This is a genomic window from Stutzerimonas xanthomarina DSM 18231 (genome assembly GCF_900129835.1).
Lineage (GTDB): Bacteria > Pseudomonadota > Gammaproteobacteria > Pseudomonadales > Pseudomonadaceae > Stutzerimonas > Stutzerimonas xanthomarina.
The window spans coordinates 116,350-134,184 of sequence record NZ_FQXA01000002.1; the positions used below are offsets into that span (position 1 = coordinate 116,350).

Sequence of the window (17,835 nt, forward strand, 5' to 3'; positions counted from 1 at the left end):
AAGGCCCCATGTTCTGGGGCCTTTTGTTTGAGTTCATGAAGCAACCTGCGTGCCTGACTCGGCTCAGGCAACCGAAGCGGTTTTGGAGGCCGAGCCCACCTCCTCGGCGTAATGGCACGCTACCAACCTGTCGTCCAAGTTGCGGAATGCGGGTACTTCAGCGCTGCATCGTTCGGTGGCGTGCGGGCAGCGGGTGTGGAAAACACAACCAGTCGGCGGATCGAGTGGATTGGGCAGTTCACCACTGGCGCGGACCTTCGGTCTTGTCGGGTCCGGGCGGATGCTCGGTGTCGCGGCCAACAACACTTGGGTGTAAGGGTGCAGCGGACGGGCGTAGATCAACTCGGCAGGTCCCATTTCCATCGGGCTACCGAAGTACATCACCAGTACCTTATCCGCCACATGACGGACAACAGCCAGGTCATGGGATATGAAGACATAGCCGGCGTTGAACTGCTCCTGCAGATCCATGAAGAGGTTCAGCACCTGCGCTTGAATCGACACATCCAGCGCCGAAGTCGGCTCATCGGCAATCAGCACCTTCGGATTGAGCATCATGGCCCGCGCAAGGGCGATGCGCTGGCGCTGGCCGCCGGAGAACATATGTGGATAGCGCTGGTAGTGCTCAGGGCGCAGCCCGACCTGCTGCATCATCGCCTGCACGCGCTCCCGGCGTTCGCTGCGTGACAGCCCGGTATTGATAACAAGCGGCTCAGCCAACTGGTCGCCGATCTTCTGCCTTGGGTTCAACGAGGCGTAGGGATTCTGGAACACCATCTGCACGTCGCGGCGAAGCTGTTTGCGTTGAGCCTTGTCTGCGCCTGCCACTTCCTGGCCGGCGATCTGCAGCGATCCGGAAGTGGGCTCCTCGATGAGTGTCAAAGCCCGTGCAAGCGTGGACTTGCCGCAACCAGATTCGCCCACCACCGCAAGGGTTTCGCCGGACGCCAGTTCGAATGACACGCCGTTGAGCGCGCGCACGGTGGCGTGTGGTTTGAACAGCCCACGTGAAATTTGGTAGTGGCGGGTCAGCTCGCGTGCGGACAGCACGCTGCCTGTCGACGGCTCAGTAGACATGGTGTTCTCCGGGTGGCTGGCTCGGACGTTGCGACTCCGGCAGCACTTCAGGTGCTTCGCCAGGCGTCATGTTGCGCGGGTAAAAGCAGCGCACCTCGCCGCGGTCGTAGGGTTCCAGTGCCGGTGGTTCTCCGCAGCGTGGTTGAGCGTAAGGGCAACGTGGCGAGAGCAGGCAGCCCGCCGGGCGGTCGTATCGACCCGGAACGATGCCCGGCAAGGTCGCAAGACGCCGGCTGTTCGAATGTTCTGGGATGGAGGCGAGCAACGCTTCGGTGTACGGATGAGCGGGTGCGTCGAACAGCTCTGGTACGCGCCCGGTTTCGACCGCCTGGCCCGCATACATCACGCAGACGCGCTGAGCCGTTTCAGCCACTACGGCCAGGTCGTGGGTGATCAGGATGAGCGCCATGTTCTGGTCGCGCTGCAAGCTCAGCAGTAGATCCATGATCTGCGCCTGGATGGTCACGTCGAGTGCCGTGGTCGGCTCGTCGGCGATCAACAGCTGTGGCTCGCCTGCGATAGCCATGGCGATAGCCACCCGCTGGCTCATGCCGCCGGACAGCTGATGGGGGAAGGCGTCCAGACGGCTAGCGGCGCCGGGGATTTCCACCCGTTCGAGCAGCTCGAGTGCTCGCTGCCGAGCGGCTTTGCCCTTGAGGCCCAGATGCTGGCGCAGCACTTCCTCGATCTGGTATCCCACGGTGTAGCTGGGGTTTAGCGCGGTCATTGGGTCCTGAAAGACCATGGCCAAATCCTTGCCGATCACTCGACGGCGCTGGCGCCCCTTGAGAGTCAACAAATCCTGGCCGGCGAACTGGAGGCGATCAGCTGCCACTTTGCCCGGCGCATCGACCAGTCCCATCAAGGCCATCATCGTGACTGACTTGCCAGAGCCGGATTCACCGACGATGGCCAGCACTTCACCTTTGTCGACGCTGAGGTCTAGCCCGTCGACCACAGGCGGCGCGGCGTCGTCTCCAAAGCGCACCGACAGATTTTGAATCTCGAGGAGGCTCATGAGCGATAGTCCCTCGTGTGCGTAAATCTTGAATTGAGCATCGATGGACTCCTCATGCGGCGTTCTTCAGTTTCGGGTCGAGTGCATCACGCAGCCCGTCACCGAAGAGGTTGATCGCCAGGACGCTGAGCAGGATCGCCAGGCCGGGTAGCGACACCACCCACCAGGCGCGCTCGATATAGTCACGCGCGGAGGCCAGCATCGTTCCCCATTCGGGCGTCGGCGGCTGCACGCCAAGGCCTAGAAAGCCCAGCGCGGCGGCGTCGAGAATCGCTGAGGAAAAGCTCAGCGTGGCTTGTACGATCAGCGGCGCCATGCAGTTCGGCAATACGCTGATGAACATCAAGCGCAAGGTGCCAGCACCTGCCAGTTTCGAGGCTGTCACGTAGTCGTGGTTGAGTTCGGTCATCACCGCCGCTCGGGTCAGTCGCACGTAGGAAGGCAGCGAGACGATCGCGATGGCGAAGATGGTATTGATCAGACCTGGGCCGAGGATCGCCACGATGGCCACGGCCAACAGCAGCGAAGGCAACGCCAGCATGATGTCCATCAAACGCATGATGAACGGGCCCAGTCGAGCAGGGGAAAAACCTGCGAGCAGGCCGAGCAGGATGCCGGGCAGCAGCGAAAAGACGACCGAAGCAAGACCGATCAGCAGCGACAGCCGCGCCCCGTGGATCAGCCGCGAAAGCATGTCCCGCCCGAGCTCGTCGGTGCCAAGCATGAACTGCGCCGTCCCGCCTTCCTGCCAGGCCGGCGGGGTGAGCAAAAAGTCGCGAAATTGTTCGCTGGGGTTGTAGGGCGCCAACGCCGGTGCGAACAGGGCACAGGCAACCAGCAACACCATAAAGATCAAGCCGCCCAGTGCGCCCTTGTTGCGGCGAAAGGCTCTCCAGAACTCCCGAAGGGGGGACGGGTAATAAGCAGTCGGTTCGGCGGCCGGCAGGGTCTCGATGCTGTTCATGCTTCGGCCTCCTTAGCGCTGGTGGCGAATACGGGGGTTGGCCAGGCCGTAGAGGATGTCCACGGTGAAATTGACCAGGATGACGAGGCAGGCGACCAGCAAGATGCCGTTCTGCACTACTGGGTAGTCGCGTGCGCCGATGGATTCGATCAGCCACTTGCCGATGCCCGGCCAGGAGAAGATGGTCTCGGTCAGTACGGCGCCGGCCAGCAGGGTGCCGATCTGCAAGCCGAACACGGTCAGGACGGGGATAAGTGCGTTGCGCAGCCCATGAACGAACACCACTCGGTTCGGCGATAAACCTTTCGCTCGAGCCGTGCGGACATAATCTTCGCGTAGCACTTCGAGCATTGCCGAGCGGGTCATTCGTGCGATGACCGCCAGGGGAATCGTCGCCAGCACCACAGCCGGGAGAATCATGTGGTGAAGAGCGTCCAGAAAGGCGCCTTCTTCTTCGCTGAGCAGGGTGTCGATCAGCATGAAGCCGGTGACGGGCGGGACGTCGTAGAGCAGGTCGATCCGTCCCGAAACGGGCGTCCAGCCGAGGCCGACCGAAAAGAACATGATGAGGATCAGACCCCACCAGAAGATTGGCATCGAATACCCAACCAGCGAAACGCCCATGACGCCGTGGTCGAACAGCGAGCCGCGTTTAAGTGCGGCGACCACGCCAGCCAGCACGCCAAGGGTGCCGGCGATGATCAGTGCCGCGAAGGCAAGCTCGAGGGTGGCAGGAAACAGGGTAGTGAACTCTTTCCAGACGCTGGTGCGTGTACGCAGCGACTCGCCGAGATCGCCTTGCGCCAGATTGCCGATGTAATCGAAGTACTGCAGGTAGAGTGGCTTGTTCAGACCCAGCCGCTCCATGGCCTGGGCATGCATCTCCGGATCGACTTTTCGCTCTCCCATCATCACTTCCACCGGGTCCCCAGGGATCATGCGAATCAGGGCAAAGGTGAGGAGCGTGATGCCGAAAAAGGTGGGTATCAGCAGACCCACGCGGCGGGCTATGAAGCTGAACATTGCAGAACTCCTGGTAAAACTATGGCTACGCAACAGCACAGCCTCGATCGCCGTACTCAAGTTCGTGACTATCGTTGGGCTGATGACGCTTTGCTGTGCGGACCGGCAGTCAAAAAACGTGCAAAGGAGGTCAGCCAGACCTGCACAAGGGCAAGCCTGGCTTCGCTACTATCAACGCTTGTTTTCTACGCCATAGAAGGAGTTGCGCCCGAAGGGGCTGATTTCGAAGCCCTCGACGCTGTTGCGCATCGGTTGGTAGACCGTGGAGTGGGCGATAGGCGTGATCGGCACCTGCTCCTGAATGATCTGCTGCGCCTGTTCATACAGCTTGGTGCGTTCAGCCTGATCAGTAATGCGCTTGGCATCCTTGACCACTTTGTCGTATGTCGCGTCGCACCATCTGGACCAGTTGTTGCCATTTACCGCATCACAGCCATACAGAGTGTTCATCCAGTTGTCCGGGTCACCATTGTCCCCAGTCCAGCCGATCAGCATGGCGTCATGTTCCCCCGCATGGCCGCGCTTGATGTATTCGCCCCACTCGTAGCTGACGATGCGTGCCTTGATCCCGATCTTGGCCCAATCAGCCTGGATCATTTGCGCCATCAGCTTGGCGTTGGGGTTGTAGGGGCGCTGCACGGGCATTGCCCACAGGGTGATTTCGGTGCCTTCCTTCACGCCTGCCTGCTTAAGCAATTCGCGCGCTTTTTCCGGGTTGTATTCAGTGCCCTTGATGCTCTCGTCGTAGGACCACTGAGTGGGCGGAAGGGCGTTTACAGCCAATTGGCCGGCGCCCTGATAGACGGCCTCGATGATGGATTTCTTGTCGACGGCCATGTCCAACGCCTTGCGCACCTCAAGCTTGCCGAGTGGCTCGTGCTCAACGTTATAGGCGATGTAACCGAGGTTAAAGCCGGGTTGGCTCGGTACCTCGATGTTGGGATCTTTCTGCAACGCTTCGATGTCCGCCGGGCGAGGGTTGAGCGTGACCTGGCATTCCCCGGCACGAAGCTTCTGCGCACGTACCGAGGCATCAGTGGTGATCGCGAAGATCAGGTTGTCGATCTTCACGTCTTCGGGTTTCCAGTATTCCTTGTTGCCCTTGAAGCGGATCTGCGCGTCTTTCTGGTAGCGGCTGAACACGAACGGCCCGGTGCCAATCGGCTTCTGGTTGATCTGTTCACTATTACCGGCTTGGAGCAACTGATCGGCATATTCAGCTGAATGGATCGCGGCGAAATTCATCGCGAGGTTCTGTATGAAGGCGGCATCTACTTTGTCGAGGGTAAAGCGGACGGTCATGTCGTCTAGCTTCTCGACCTTGGTGATGTTCTTGTCCATGCCCATATCGACGAAATAGGGAAACTCGCTGGCGTACGCCTTGCGGAACGGATGCTCCTTGTCGAGCATGCGCTGGAAAGTGAAGAGGACGTCGTCGGCATTGAACTCGCGGCTGGGCTTGAAGTAGTCAGTGGTATGAAACTTGACCCCGGGACGCAGATGGAAGGTATAGGTAAGGCCGTCATCGCTGACCTCCCATTTGGTCGCCAGCGCGGGGAGGGCGCGAGTGCCGCCTCGTTCGAATTGGGCCAGACGGTTGAATACGGTTTCCGAGGCGGCGTCGAAGTCAGTACCGGTGGTGTACTGACCGGGATCGAAACCGGCGGGGCTGCCCTCGGAGCAGTACACCAGGCTGCTGACGGCGAAGCTGAGGGGCGAGCCGAGGATCAGTCCCGCGGCGAGCAATGCTCGGATGGAGAGAGTGTTTCGCATGCAAACCTCATTCTTTTTTATGTTCATCGAGGGTTGGTCTCGTGGACCGAACAGTGGCTCACTGCACGCCGGTGTCGCCGTGGGGGTTCGCCCGCTCGGCGCAGAACACTGTTGGCAGCTGCGTCTTGAAGATCACAGCCTAGCCTGTCTCGAAATTAAGTCATGCTGAAAACCCGGTCAACAGAAATTAAGCGCTGCTAAATTTCGTTGGCGAGCTTCAGGTATCGAGATCAAGCAATAGCGGTGCCAGCTACCGGGTGGTCAAATCGTCGAACAGGCCCATGGTCGTTACGGTGAGCACTTCGGCCGGTTGATCGCCTACGTTGGCTAGGTGGTGAGGCTTGCACGCATCGAAATGTATGGAGTCGCCGCTGGCCAACGGATAGTCGCGGCCATCGACCGTGTAGATGATCCGTCCGGAGAGGACATAGGCGAATTCGGCGCCTTCGTGGGCAATGAGTTCGGACTGGTAACCCACTGGCATGCTGACTTTGACGGCGTTCAGCAGATTGCCTGGAAAGCTTGTAGACAGGCGCTCGTACGCCAGCGGCTGGCCTTCGATGGTGTAACGAACGCGTTCGCCCTGGTGGGAATCGGGCTGCGGTTGGCTGGGCTGATCAAACAGCGAATTGAGCGGCACGCCGAGCGATTTTGCGATGTTCGCCAGCGACGAAATCGAAACACCCGTAAGGTTACGTTCGGCCTGGGACAGGAAGCTCGCCGTCAGCCCCGACTCCTTGGCTACCTGGTTCAGGGTCTTGTTCGCGGCACGCCTGTGACGACGCAATCGCTCACCGATACGGTCGACTGTCATGAAATTCGCCTTGTGAAAGTGGCCAGTATACGGCCAGCGGGACAGGCTCGCGCCAGCCTTGATTTTGGCTTTTTCACGGCACCGCAGAAAAAAGCTTTGCCAGAAAAATTAAGCTGTACTTAAATTCGGCGAACATTTTTGGCTGGTTTCGGAGAACAGGCATGACCATCGGTGTCGGCGGCAGCACGCAGGAAGAAGCGCTTGGGCGCTTGCGCAACATGCTGGACGGCGTCGAGCCGATAGCGCAAGACGAGTACCTGGACCGTATCGACAAGGCACAGCGGCGCACGAGGCAGCTTGGCCTCGACGCCGTTTTTCTCAGCGCGGGCGCCAACCTCGAGTACTTCACCGGCGTGCGCTGGAGCCCGAGCGAGCGCATGGTTGGTGCAATCCTGCCCGCAGAGGGTGCGCTGGAGTACCTGGCGCCGGCCTTCGAAGAGGGCACGATTCGCGACTTCATGGTGGTTGATGGTGCAGTCAACGGGTGGCAGGAGCACGAAAGCCCCTATCGTTTGTTGCTCGACTGTTTGCAGCGCATGGGCATCCAGCCGAACACCAGGCTCCGCCCCTGCATTGGTCTGTGTCCGTCTTTGCCGTTTTTCATGTTCGACGGCCTGCGCTTGCTGGATCCAGGCTACGCCTTCACCGATGCGAGCGTCGTGACAAGCTATTGCCGGCAGCGTAAATCGAATGCTGAGATCGCCTTGATGCAACGGGCGAAGGACATGACGCTGGAAGTGCACAAGGCGGCGGCGAGCATCCTGCGTGAGGGCATCAGCACCACCGAAGTGGTTCGGTTTATCGAGCTGGCGCACCCGGCAGTCGGTGCGCCTGGGTCAACCTTCTGCATCGTGCTGTTCGGCGAGGCGAGTGCATTTCCCCATGGTGTGAAGTATCCGCAGACGCTCAAGCGCGGTGACATGGTCCTGATCGACACGGGCTGTCGTGTGCACAGTTACCTGTCGGACATCACGCGCAGTTACGTCTTCGGCGAGCCGAGCGAACACCAGCGAGCCTTGTGGACGTTCGAAAAGGACGCACAGTTGGCCGCCTTTGCGGCGGCCCGACGGGGTGCGCGCTGTGAAGAAGTGGACGAGGCGGCGCGAGGCGCGCTCGAAGCCTGCGGCCTCGGTCCCGATTACCAATTGCCGGGGCTTCCTCATCGAACCGGTCACGGGGTCGGGCTGGAAATCCATGAAAGTCCCTATCTGGTCCGCGGCGACCAGACACCCATCGACGTCGGCATGTGTTTCAGCAACGAACCGATGATCTGCGTGCCCGGTGAGTTCGGCATTCGCCTGGAGGACCACTTCTACATGAGCGAGAGTGGACCGCGCTGGTTCACCGAGCCGAGCCACAGCATTGATGATCCCTTCGGCCTCAATCACTGCTAAGCGGTGAGGCGGTGCGCCTAACTGCACCGCTAAACAAATGGCTGACTGTGCTTATTCTTGGCTAAGTGGGCTATCTAGAATGGTCGATCCCACCACCCGCTCGGGCCTCACGTCATGTCTTCGCGCCGCTTTCCGCTGCTGCTCGTGGGCGCTTTTGCCGCCCTGTATCTGATCTGGGGTTCGACCTATTTTGTGATTCGTATCGGCGTCCAGTCGTGGCCGCCAATGCTGTTGGCCGGGCTGCGTTTCGTCGTTGCCGGTAGCCTGATGTTTGCCTGGTTGCGCTGGCGCGGTGTCCCGATGCCGACCGCCAAGGAGTGGCGCTCATGTGCAATCGTCGGCTTCCTTCTGCTCAGTTGCGGCAATGGCGGCGTCACCATTGCCGAGCACCTTGGGGTAGCGTCGGCGGTTGCGGCGCTGGCGATTGCAACCGTGCCGCTGTTTGCCTTGCTGTTCGGCTTGATCTGGGGCCAGCGAACCACGGGTCTGGAGTGGGGCGGGATCCTGCTGGGGCTGATCGGCATCGGCTTGCTCAATCTTGGACACAACCTTCAGGCCAGCCCTCTGGGCGCGGTGATCGTTTTGCTCGCAGCGGCGAGCTGGGCGTTCGGTTCGATGTGGAGTCGCCACCTCAGTCTGCCGAACGGTGCAATGGCGAGTGCAGCACAGATGCTCGTCGGTGGCGCCGTGTTGTTGTTCGGCAGTTTGGTGAGCGGCGAACGCCTGCAGCAGATGCCAGACATGGGTGGCTGGCTTGCGTTGATCTACTTGACGTTTCTCGGATCCATCGTCGCGTTCAGCGCCTACCTGTACCTGCTCAAGCATGTGCGACCGGCAGCGGCGACCAGTTACGCCTATGTAAATCCGGTGGTGGCGGTCCTGCTGGGTATCACGTTTGCCGGTGAGCGCATCGGGCCTGAGGAGTGGTTGGCGATGACGGTTATCGTCAGCGCGGTAATCCTGATCGGTTTGCCCCAGTGGCGCCGGCCGAAGGCCGCAGCTGTGGCGAGCGAGACCTGAATCGAGCGCGCCGTCGGCCTGACGGTAGTTGTATGATGACTGCCGCTTGGGCAAGATCGGACCAATTACTTCGTGGTCCTGACCTCGGACGACTCATACGCCACCTTGGTCCTCCATAGCTGCACCGAGAGCGGTCTGGCCCGCCGTGTCTTTTCCTTCCGCTCATCTCAACAGGCGACCCGATGCCCGCTGCGAAACAACCGTCCACCAACGACACCTTCTTCATCCTGTCGCTGGTCATTTTCAACTTCATCTCGTTCATTTCCATTGGTATTCCGCTGGCGTCGCTGCCGGGCTACATCCATGAAAACCTGGGGTTCAGTACCGCGATCGCCGGTATTGTTATTGGTGCGCAATATCTGACCACCTTGCTCTGCCGTCCGCTCGCCGGCCGGCTGGCGGACGAGCGGGGCGCAAAGAAAACCGTACTCATCGGCATGGCGTCAGGGCTGATAAGCGGCGCGTTTCTGCTGGCCTCGGCGCTATTCGAATCCTGGCCGCTGGCAAGTATCGGGGTGATGGTCGCCAGCCGCTTGATCCTTGGTTTTGCGCAAAGTCTGGTTGGCATATCGGCGATCACCTGGGGCATCAGCCGGTTGGGAGCCGAAAGTACTGCGCGGATGATTTCCTGGAACGGAGTCGCCGCCTATGGCGGGGTCGGCATTGGCGCACCATTGGGCGTTTTTCTGACTGAGTCGCTGGGCCTCTGGAGCCTCGGCGCTGTGACAATGGGACTGGCCACCACAGGGCTGGCATTGGCATGGCGGCGTGGTGATGCGCCGCTCAATCCGGGTGCACGATTGCCGTTTGGCAAGGTGTTGTGGAAAGTCGCTCCGCCAGGTATCAGCTTGGCGTTGGCAACCATCGGTTACGGCACGCTGACAGCGTTCATTGCTTTGTATTATGACGCGCGTGGATGGGATGGCGCCGCCTGGTGTCTGACCGCTTTCGCCTTTGCCTTTATCGGCACACGCCTGCTATTTCCCAATCTGATCAACCGCGTTGGCGGCTATTCAGTGGCGATGGTCTGCCTGATGATTGAAATCTGTGGGTTACTGCTGCTCTGGCTGGCGGAGGCGCCGAGCGTTGCACTGGCCGGTTCAGCCTTGACCGGCTGCGGCCTTTCTCTACTGTATCCGGCGTTGGGCGTGGGCGTGGTATCCCGAGTAGGCACTGCCAACCGCAGCTCGGGTCTTAGCGTCTTCGCTATGTTCTTTGACCTGTCGCTGGGCCTGTCCGGCGCGATCATGGGCGTGTTGGCCGCTTACATCGGCATGCAGAGCATCTTTCTCGGTGCCGCAGTGGTAGCCGTGGGCGGTCTTGGCATCGTCTGGCTGCTGCTCAGGCAGGAGCGGGCGACAGAACAATAGTCATGCGACGCTGCTTCGCGATGAGCAGCGTGGTCGAGAACGTTATGACTGCCCGATAGCAGATTCTTCTATTGAGTCCAAGTCGGCAGTATCGACGCGCTCGAGCGCAATGCTGCCGAGATCTGCCTGAAATTTGCTCAGGTAATGCAGGAAGTTGACGCTGTCATCGAAGCTGAAGCCCTTCAATCCCTGCGCATAGAACTCGGCGATACGCTGCTGTAGCGCCTCCCAGTACGTGCGTCCCGGCGCGGTCAGCCTGACCAGCCGTGCACGCCCGTCGTCGGGATGCGGCACGCGCTCGACATGGCCGTCCCGCTCCATGCGTTTCAGAACGCCGTCCAGGCTCTGGCGGCTGACCACCAGATACTCGGTCAGTTGATTGAAGGAGATTCCCTCGTCATAGCCTGGACGGGACAAGGCGCCGAGCACCGCCCACTGCACGGTGCTGATGCCCATCTCTTTCTGCACTTGCCGCTGCAACACGTTGCCGGTCTGAAACAACCGGAAGAAAAGCCGGTTGGGAATGCTCTTGGTTTCAATCGCGGACATCGGAATTCCTAGCAGGATGGCGGTAAGTCAGTCGGAACGCGCTACCTGGGTATGCATTCACGGGCGATGATATTTTTCATGATCTGCGCCGTGCCGTCACCAATCTGCAGCCCCAGCACGTCCCGCATGCGCTGCGAGAAGGGCAGATCCTCGCCCCAGCCGGTATGACCGTGGGCAAGCATGCACTGCTTCACGACGTCGAACGCGAGTTTCGGTCCCCACCATTTATTCATTGCCGCTTCAGCATTGTGGCGCTGCCCCGAATCCTTTAACCAGAGTGCGTAATAGCATTGCAGCCGAGCGGCCTGCACGTAGGTCTGGTATTCGGCGAGCGGATGCGTAAGGCCTTGAAAGGCGGAGAGCTTTTGCCCGAAGGCATCGCGCTCGGTCAGCCATTGCCAGGTTTCGTCCAGCGATTGCTGGGCGGTGGCCAGGCACTGCAGGCCGATCAGCGCGCGGCTGTAGTCGAACCCTTGCATGACCTGCTTGAAGCCCTGGCCTTCCTCGCCCAGACGATGGCTGGCCGGCACCCGGACGTTGTCGAAGAAGATCGAGCCACGACCGATGCAGCGCTGGCCGGCATCATCGAAACGGGTGGTGCTGATGCCGGGCGAGTCCATCGGGACGAGAAAGGCGCTGATGCCGTTGGCGCGCGATTCCTGCGTACCCGTGCGGGCAAACACGACCGCCACGTCCGCCTGGTCAGCCATGGAAATCGAGGTCTTTTCGCCGTTGAGGATGTAACCGTCGCCGTTGTGTTCGGCCTTGAGGCGCAGGTTCGCCGCATCCGAGCCGCCGCTGGGTTCGGTCAGGGCAATGCACACGACCTTGCGACCGGCGGTGATTTCACCGAGCCATTCGCGCGCCAGTTCAGGCGCGGCATGCTGCGCGATGATCTGGCCATTGAGTGCGGCCAGTAACGGGATGTAGCCCACGTTGAAGTCGCCGCGTGAGATTTCTTCGATGATGATGCCGGCCGTGACGCAATCCAGACCGCTGCCGCCGAACGCTTCCGGCAGTTCGCCACCCAGCAGGCCCATTCCCCCCATCTGCTCGATCAGCGACCGCTCGATACATCCTTCGCGCTCACGACGTCGGTAGCCGGGCATGAGCACATCGGCACTGAAGCGTGCCACGCTGTCGCGAATGGCGGTTTGATGCTCGTTGAAACCGAAATTCATGGTGATCTCCAGCCAGAAGCCTGTGGCAGGAGCCGGTCTCCCGGCTCCGCGCGGATGCGTTACTTGTAGAACTGACGGAAGTTCGGCTTGCGCTTTTCCTTGAACGCAGCGGTCCCTTCCTTGGCTTCGTCGGTGTCGTAGTACAGGCTCAGCGCCTGCATCCCGAGCCCGCCGATCCCGCCAATATTGGCGCTGTCGGCATTGAACGAGCGCTTGGCGATGGAGAGAGCGGTCGGGCTCTTTTCCAGAATTTCGTCGCACCACTTGCTCACTTCAGCATCGAGTTCAGCGTGGGGCACCACGGCGTTGACCAAACCCCAGTCATACGCTTGCTGCGCGCTGTACTTACGGCACAGGTACCAAATCTCCCGGGCGCGTTTCTCGCCGATCACCCGGCTGAGGTAGGCGGTGCCGTAGCCGGGATCGACCGAGCCGACCTTCGGGCCGACCTGGCCGAAGATGGCGTTTTCAGAGGCGATGCTCAGGTCGCAGACCACATGGAGTACGTGCCCGCCGCCAATGGCGAATCCATTGACCCGCGCGATGACGGGCTTGGGCACTTCGCGAATCAGATTCTGCAACTCTTCGACAGGCAGTCCGATCAGGCCGCGACCGTCGTATTGGCCCTCATGCGCACCTTGATCCCCGCCCGTGCAGAAGGCTTTGTCGCCGGCGCCGGTGAATACGATGACGCCAATGGCCTTGTTCCAGCCGGCCCGGTTGAAGGCGTCGAGCAGCTCCATGCAGGTCTGGCCGCGAAACGCGTTGTAGCGCTCCGGGCGGTTGATGGTGATGGTCGCGACGCCGTCGGCTTCGCTGTAGAGAATGTCTTCGTAGTTCATGTTGAGCTCCTGTTCAGCCAGCCATGGTCAGGCCACCGGACACGCTGATGACCTGTCCGGTGATGAAGTCGGCATCGTCGCTAGCAAGCAAACAGACGATGCCGGGATAGTCTTCCGGTTGGCCAAGACGACGCTTGGGAACGGCGTTCTTGAACGCTTCAAGCAGCTTCTCCGGATTGTTCGACGTGGCCGCCACACTTTTCAGCAGCGCGGTATCGGTGGGGCCGGGGCAGACCACGTTGAAATTGATGTTCTTGCTGGCCAGCTCCCGCGCCAAGGTCTTCGACAGACCGATCAAGCCCGCTTTGCACGCGGCGTAGACCGCTTCCCCCGAGGAGCCGACGCGCGCGGCATCGGAGGCAATGTTGATGACCTTGCCGCCGCCGGCTTCGAGCATTTTCGGCAGCACCACGTGGTGCATGTTGAGCGCGCCGGTCAGGTTGATATCGATCAGCTGCTGCCACATGCCTGGCTCGGTCTTGAGAAACGGCATGAAGCGGTCGAAGCCCGCATTGTTGACGAGCACGGTTGGCACACCCAGGTCGCGCTCAATCTTTTCTACCGTTTCGACGATGCTGGCGTAGTCGGTGATGTCCGCGGCATAGGCCACTGCCTTGCCGCCGGCTTCGGTGACAAGCTCGGCTGTGCTTTGCGCGGCTGCTTCGTCACGATCAAGGACCGCGACTCGGCTGCCCTCGGCGGCAAAACGCAGGCAGAGCGCGCGGCCAATGCCACCGCCACCGCCCGTGATGATCACGGTTTTTCCAGATAGGCCTTTCATATCGGTTCTCCAACGAATGCAAAGGGAAGGGGTGTTCAGGCGGGCTTGGCGGCCGGGAGGCAGATGCCTTTGGCCTGCTCACGCAGTTTGAATTTCTGGATCTTCCCGGATGGTGTGCGTGGCAATGCAGGCAGCACTTCGAGGTATTCCGGTAAGTAGTTGCGGGTCAGGCGCTGCTCCGTGAGGAAGCTGACTACGTCCTGCAGGCTGAGCGACGGATGCCCCTCATGGAGGGTGACGTAGGCGCAAAGCCGCTCGCCTAGACGTTCATCAGGGCAACCCACCAGCGCGACTGCAGAAATCGCCGGGTGCTTGTAGAGCAGGTTTTCAATTTCCACGACCGGTACGTTTTCGCCACCGCGGATCACCACGTCCTTGGTGCGACCCGTGATGCGGATGTAGCCGTCAGCGTCCATCCGCGCCAGGTCGCCGGTGGGAAACCAGCCGTCGTCATCGACGTTGTACAGATCCGGGCGCTTGAGGTAACCGATGAACAGGCTGGCGCCCCGAACGAGCAGGTTGCCTTCGGCGCCGCGTGGTACGTCTTCGCCAGTCTCATCCACCACGCGCACTTCCATATGGGGCACTGCGACGCCGTCGCTGTTGATCGCGCGCTCCGGCTCGTCTTCGGGCCGGGTCATGGTTACGGCGCCGTTCTCGGTCATCCCCCACGCGGAAACAATCTTGGCCCGAATGGCGGCAGCCGCACGCTCCACCAGCGCCCCCGGTATTGGCGCGCCGGCCGAGACGAAGACGCGCAGCGAGGACAATTCTTCTGGGTGTTGTGGCGCAATCTCGATCAGGTCCGCCAGAAAGGGTGTCGACGCCATTGTGAAGGTCGGTCGTTCGGCCTTGGCGACCTTGACGGCAAACGCCGGGTCCCAAACGTCCTGCAGGACCGATGCGCTTTTCAGGTAGATGGGCATCATCAGGCCGTAGAGGAAGCCGGTCTGATGGGCCAGTGGCGACGCCATGAACATGATGTCGTCGCTGCCCAGATGCAGGCGTTCGGCGTAGGGACGGATATTGCTGAACAGCGTATTGCTGCTGTGCAGAACGCCTTTGGGCTCGCCCGTAGTACCAGATGTGTAAAGCAACTGGACGACGTCGTCGCCGTGCGGCTTCCGGTCGGCGAATAGGGCTTGGGTGTCGGTTTCCTCTTCCCACGCGCGATCCAGCAGCACCCGCTGGAAGGAACGACTCTCATCGTCGCTGTCGATTACCAGTACATGCTCGAGCGCCGGTAGTTCGGGGCGCAGCCCGTCCACCATCGCGGCGTAATCGAAGCCGCGGAATGTCTGCGGTACAACCAATACGCGGCTCTGCGCATAGCCCAGCATGAAGCGCAGCTCGTGCTCGCGAAAAATCGGCATCAACGGATTGAGCACCGCGCCGATGCGAACACACGCCAGGTGCAGGGCGGTCATTTCCCACCAGTTGGGCAGTTGGCAGGAGACGATATCGCCTTTGTCCACGCCCAGCGCCGCGAGGCCGGCTGCCATGCGGCGAACGATGTGATCCAGTTCGGCGTAGCTGAACATGCGTCGTACGTTTTGTTGGACACGGTATGCGATGAGGGCAGGCGCATCAGGTCTGCTCGATACAGCATGGTCCAGATAGTCTGTAATGACCTTGTCATTCCACGCGCCGGATTCGATCATTGATGCGCGGCGTTCGGATGGCACCGTTGCGGTAATGTTCATGAGCTAATCTACCTTTTTCCGTTCGAATAGCATTGTTCTTGTAGTGGGCGAAGGAAACGACTGATCGCTGGTGAGTAGTTAAACTAGAACCCAATAATATGTCAATGTGTTGTCGTTAATTGTGACAGATAGCCTGCCGTTCACTATCCCACCAAACAGTTGATGAACTGCCTGGCGGCCAGCTAAGGCGGCTGTTTGCATGCCGAGAGGGAGTCGAGCAGTGAACTGCAAAGTGCTTCGTGCTACAAAGCCTTTATGGGACAGAGCCATGCAGGTCGGGTCGCAACAATGAACTTGCAGGTTTGCGCCGACGCTGAGCGAGAGACTGCGATACAGGCTTCTATATAGCCCGGACTGGAATCGGCGTGCGACGCCAAACGGGGACGTCAGGGCTGATCAATGAGGAATGGACAGGAGCGGCTGGGATCGCGCCCCGCGGGCGGGCATTGAGCCCGGTTCTGTTCTTCTGTGATTGCGGCGCTACGTAGTTTGCGTGCGGGTGTGCAGAGATGCTTAGCGTCCGACCACGTAGAGCTCGAGGTCCATTGATGCACGCCTCGCCAGTGCCGCAGCGCTCGGGCGATTGTCCGTTTTGCAGCGCCTCAGCTGTTTCCAGAATTCAAGCGGTTGCTTGTTGCTGAGATCGGATTGCTTGACCAGGTTTTCCAGCGTTTTGCTGCTCATGTGGCCTCCAATGTCTCGGTCGAGGGGCTGGTGGTCCAGAAAATCGCTTCCTTGCGCCAGCCGTCGCGGCTTTCCTTGACTCCGAGACTGCTCCGATTCGGTTACAGCTTGTTGACAAAAATCCTTCCTTTGACGGCGCCGATGAGCGGCGTCTGCTGACGATTAACAGTCTGTCTTCGCTGGTCGTCGCGACGCAAAGCCCTATATAGCGCTGTAACTAGCATGGGCATGGTGTTTGGCGTTCCGTTGCCATCTAAGTGCAACTATCGCAGATTAAGGTGTTGCGCTTGTAATGGCAGTTTGAAGTGGCGCCGTTCATCGAACTCTATCTGTTTTTTCAGAACTCTTAGGCCGTAGTTGCCCTCCGAGATAGTGAGGCGGCTGCAGAGTGGCCGCCATTTTTAAGTACCATCAAGTAACTGGAGTAATCTCATGTCGAACGATAAGAGCGGAAATCCGGGTAACTTTGCTAACGATCGCGAGAAGGCCTCCGAAGCAGGGCAAAAAGGCGGTCACAACAGCGGTGGCAATTTTGCCAACGATCCGCAACGCGCCTCCGAAGCCGGCCAGAAGGGCGGTCAGAACAGTGGTGGAAACTTCGCTAACGACCGCGAGAAAGCGTCTGAAGCCGGCCAGAAAGGTGGCCAGAACAGCGGTGGAAACTTTGCCAACGACCGCGAGAAGGCGTCCGAAGCCGGCAAAAAGGGCGGTCAGAACAGCCACGGTGGTGGCCGCAACTCGTAAACGTTAAAGCTATATTGCTAACGTGAGCGAATATAAGCGGAACTTGCGATGCAAGTTTCGCTTTTTTATTTGCTGGTAAATCTATTTTCGAAAAACAGCGCCGCTGTAGTTCGTTAACTTATCTATGGGGCGGCGGTTGCGAGTGTTCTTTCTGATTTGTTATATGGAAGGAATATGCTCTGGCCAGTCATCAGGTGTAATTCAGCGAAACAGTGGTAAGCCGTTGGGACAGCATCATGCGGCACAGCCTGCTGCGATGAGGAGGGACCACATGAGTAAGGCCCGCGAGCGCGAACACAACTGTCTGGAACAAGTGATCGACGCTGTCGTCGAGTTGGGTGATGACCAATCAAAGGTATCGATTGGTGATATCCAGAACCAAATCGGCCGGCGCAGCTTTGGGCCGTTCCTGTTTGTTCCCGCCATCATCGAAATCAGCCCGGCCGGCGGGATCCCCGGCGTGCCGAGCATGCTCGCTCTAATCGTCGCGTTGTTCGCCATTCAGATGTTGTTGGGTCGGCATCATTTCTGGATGCCCGGATTTCTCGCGCATCGCTCGGTCAGCGGCCAGAAGCTCGAGAAGGGTTTGAACAAGATCCGTCCCGTTGTGCGCTGGCTGGATACAGTGAGCAATAAGCGTTTGGTCTGGGCCACCAGCAACAGCTTTCTACGGGTGATTGCGGTGCTCTGCATCGTGCTTGCGACCTCGGTGCCTCCGCTTGAACTGTTGCCCTTCGCCAGCACCGCGCCGTTCTCGGCCATCTGCCTGTTCGGTCTGGGAATCACCACCCGAGACGGAGCAGCCATCGTTCTCGGGCTGATAGTGGCGGTTGGCGCGTTCGTGCTGGCGGGAATGGGGCTGATTGGCTGATCGGCTCGTCCCAACGCGGCCTACCCG

The 17,835-nt window shown here is 60.0% G+C and carries 17 protein-coding genes; 5 read left to right on the forward strand and 12 right to left on the reverse strand.

Annotated elements, in window-relative coordinates; all coding sequences use genetic code 11:
- Positions 1-63 precede the first annotated feature (63 nt).
- The 6 genes from BUE09_RS04935 to BUE09_RS04960 all read right to left on the reverse strand — a co-directional run bounded on the left by BUE09_RS04935 (position 64) and on the right by BUE09_RS04960 (position 6,669).
- Entirely contained in the window at positions 64-1,077 is a 1,014-nt protein-coding gene (locus tag BUE09_RS04935; RefSeq protein WP_073299599.1) for a peptide ABC transporter ATP-binding protein, read from the reverse strand.
- Positions 1,067-2,095, reverse strand: a complete 1,029-nt coding sequence (locus BUE09_RS04940; protein WP_073299600.1) for an ABC transporter ATP-binding protein — start codon at positions 2,093-2,095, stop codon at positions 1,067-1,069. Before BUE09_RS04940 ends, BUE09_RS04935 begins: the two co-directional genes overlap by 11 nt.
- A gap of 52 nt (positions 2,096-2,147) precedes the next feature.
- Positions 2,148-3,059 (reverse strand): ABC transporter permease subunit, encoded by a 912-nt coding sequence (locus BUE09_RS04945; protein ID WP_073299601.1) that lies wholly within the window; start codon positions 3,057-3,059, stop codon positions 2,148-2,150.
- 12 nt (positions 3,060-3,071) lie between these two features.
- The gene (locus tag BUE09_RS04950) at positions 3,072-4,082 is read right to left on the reverse strand and encodes an ABC transporter permease subunit (RefSeq protein ID WP_073299602.1); all 1,011 of its coding nucleotides are present in this window, start codon (positions 4,080-4,082) and stop codon (positions 3,072-3,074) included.
- 171 nt (positions 4,083-4,253) lie between these two features.
- The gene (locus tag BUE09_RS04955) at positions 4,254-5,855 is read right to left on the reverse strand and encodes an ABC transporter substrate-binding protein (RefSeq protein ID WP_073299603.1); all 1,602 of its coding nucleotides are present in this window, start codon (positions 5,853-5,855) and stop codon (positions 4,254-4,256) included.
- A 250-nt stretch (positions 5,856-6,105) separates the two neighbouring features.
- On the reverse strand, positions 6,106-6,669 hold the full coding sequence (locus BUE09_RS04960; RefSeq protein WP_073299604.1) for a cupin domain-containing protein: 564 nt from the start codon (positions 6,667-6,669) through the stop codon (positions 6,106-6,108).
- A gap of 161 nt (positions 6,670-6,830) precedes the next feature.
- On the opposite strand from BUE09_RS04960, the gene BUE09_RS04965 reads away from it, so the two are divergent.
- The 3 genes from BUE09_RS04965 (at position 6,831) to BUE09_RS04975 (ending at position 10,453) form a co-directional block, all read left to right on the forward strand.
- Positions 6,831-8,063, forward strand: a complete 1,233-nt coding sequence (locus BUE09_RS04965; RefSeq protein ID WP_073299605.1) for a M24 family metallopeptidase — start codon at positions 6,831-6,833, stop codon at positions 8,061-8,063.
- Positions 8,064-8,177: 114 nt separating this feature from the next.
- On the forward strand, positions 8,178-9,083 hold the full coding sequence (yedA, locus tag BUE09_RS04970; protein ID WP_073299606.1) for a drug/metabolite exporter YedA: 906 nt from the start codon (positions 8,178-8,180) through the stop codon (positions 9,081-9,083).
- A gap of 182 nt (positions 9,084-9,265) precedes the next feature.
- Positions 9,266-10,453, forward strand: coding sequence for an MFS transporter (locus tag BUE09_RS04975; protein ID WP_073299607.1), 1,188 nt, complete (start codon positions 9,266-9,268; stop codon positions 10,451-10,453).
- Positions 10,454-10,495: 42 nt separating this feature from the next.
- Here the strand turns inward: BUE09_RS04975 and BUE09_RS04980 are convergent, their stop codons facing one another.
- The 6 genes from BUE09_RS04980 to BUE09_RS20225 form a co-directional block, all read right to left on the reverse strand.
- Complete coding sequence (locus tag BUE09_RS04980) at positions 10,496-11,002, reverse strand: MarR family winged helix-turn-helix transcriptional regulator (RefSeq protein ID WP_073299608.1); 507 nt, start codon at positions 11,000-11,002, stop codon at positions 10,496-10,498.
- 41 nt (positions 11,003-11,043) lie between these two features.
- The gene (gene aliB, locus BUE09_RS04985; protein WP_073299609.1) at positions 11,044-12,183 is read right to left on the reverse strand and encodes a cyclohexanecarboxyl-CoA dehydrogenase; all 1,140 of its coding nucleotides are present in this window, start codon (positions 12,181-12,183) and stop codon (positions 11,044-11,046) included.
- Positions 12,184-12,242: 59 nt separating this feature from the next.
- A complete protein-coding gene (locus BUE09_RS04990) occupies positions 12,243-13,025 on the reverse strand; it encodes an enoyl-CoA hydratase-related protein (RefSeq protein WP_073299610.1) in 783 nt (260 codons plus the stop codon).
- Between the two features lie 13 nt (positions 13,026-13,038).
- Positions 13,039-13,806: an SDR family NAD(P)-dependent oxidoreductase gene (locus tag BUE09_RS04995; protein WP_073299611.1), complete on the reverse strand. Its 768-nt coding sequence runs from the start codon at positions 13,804-13,806 to the stop codon at positions 13,039-13,041.
- A gap of 35 nt (positions 13,807-13,841) precedes the next feature.
- Positions 13,842-15,509, reverse strand: coding sequence for a cyclohexanecarboxylate-CoA ligase (locus BUE09_RS05000; protein ID WP_073299612.1), 1,668 nt, complete (start codon positions 15,507-15,509; stop codon positions 13,842-13,844).
- Between the two features lie 513 nt (positions 15,510-16,022).
- Entirely contained in the window at positions 16,023-16,193 is a 171-nt protein-coding gene (locus BUE09_RS20225; protein ID WP_156889451.1) for a hypothetical protein, read from the reverse strand.
- A 432-nt stretch (positions 16,194-16,625) separates the two neighbouring features.
- Here BUE09_RS20225 and BUE09_RS05005 point away from each other — a divergent pair, with 432 nt between their 5' ends.
- A complete protein-coding gene (locus BUE09_RS05005) occupies positions 16,626-16,937 on the forward strand; it encodes a con-10 family general stress protein (RefSeq protein WP_019339525.1) in 312 nt (103 codons plus the stop codon).
- Positions 16,938-17,208: 271 nt separating this feature from the next.
- Positions 17,209-17,808, forward strand: a complete 600-nt coding sequence (locus tag BUE09_RS05010) for an exopolysaccharide biosynthesis protein (RefSeq protein WP_083380754.1) — start codon at positions 17,209-17,211, stop codon at positions 17,806-17,808.
- The last annotated feature ends 27 nt before the right edge of the window (positions 17,809-17,835 follow it).

Excerpts from the sequence above, each read along its gene's own strand:
- BUE09_RS04935 (WP_073299599.1), bottom strand. The coding sequence starts at position 1,077 with ATGTCTACTGAGCCGTCGACAGGCAGCGTGCTGTCCGCACGCGAGCTG.
- BUE09_RS04940 (WP_073299600.1), bottom strand. The coding sequence starts at position 2,095 with ATGAGCCTCCTCGAGATTCAAAATCTGTCGGTGCGCTTTGGAGACGAC.
- BUE09_RS04945 (WP_073299601.1), bottom strand. The coding sequence starts at position 3,059 with ATGAACAGCATCGAGACCCTGCCGGCCGCCGAACCGACTGCTTATTAC.
- BUE09_RS04950 (WP_073299602.1), bottom strand. The coding sequence starts at position 4,082 with ATGTTCAGCTTCATAGCCCGCCGCGTGGGTCTGCTGATACCCACCTTT.
- BUE09_RS04955 (WP_073299603.1), bottom strand. The coding sequence starts at position 5,855 with ATGCGAAACACTCTCTCCATCCGAGCATTGCTCGCCGCGGGACTGATC.
- BUE09_RS04960 (WP_073299604.1), bottom strand. The coding sequence starts at position 6,669 with ATGACAGTCGACCGTATCGGTGAGCGATTGCGTCGTCACAGGCGTGCC.
- BUE09_RS04965 (WP_073299605.1), top strand. The coding sequence starts at position 6,831 with ATGACCATCGGTGTCGGCGGCAGCACGCAGGAAGAAGCGCTTGGGCGC.
- yedA (WP_073299606.1), top strand. The coding sequence starts at position 8,178 with ATGTCTTCGCGCCGCTTTCCGCTGCTGCTCGTGGGCGCTTTTGCCGCC.
- BUE09_RS04975 (WP_073299607.1), top strand. The coding sequence starts at position 9,266 with ATGCCCGCTGCGAAACAACCGTCCACCAACGACACCTTCTTCATCCTG.
- BUE09_RS04980 (WP_073299608.1), bottom strand. The coding sequence starts at position 11,002 with ATGTCCGCGATTGAAACCAAGAGCATTCCCAACCGGCTTTTCTTCCGG.
- aliB (WP_073299609.1), bottom strand. The coding sequence starts at position 12,183 with ATGAATTTCGGTTTCAACGAGCATCAAACCGCCATTCGCGACAGCGTG.
- BUE09_RS04990 (WP_073299610.1), bottom strand. The coding sequence starts at position 13,025 with ATGAACTACGAAGACATTCTCTACAGCGAAGCCGACGGCGTCGCGACC.
- BUE09_RS04995 (WP_073299611.1), bottom strand. The coding sequence starts at position 13,806 with ATGAAAGGCCTATCTGGAAAAACCGTGATCATCACGGGCGGTGGCGGT.
- BUE09_RS05000 (WP_073299612.1), bottom strand. The coding sequence starts at position 15,509 with ATGAACATTACCGCAACGGTGCCATCCGAACGCCGCGCATCAATGATC.
- BUE09_RS20225 (WP_156889451.1), bottom strand. The coding sequence starts at position 16,193 with ATGAGCAGCAAAACGCTGGAAAACCTGGTCAAGCAATCCGATCTCAGC.
- BUE09_RS05005 (WP_019339525.1), top strand. The coding sequence starts at position 16,626 with ATGTCGAACGATAAGAGCGGAAATCCGGGTAACTTTGCTAACGATCGC.
- BUE09_RS05010 (WP_083380754.1), top strand. The coding sequence starts at position 17,209 with ATGAGTAAGGCCCGCGAGCGCGAACACAACTGTCTGGAACAAGTGATC.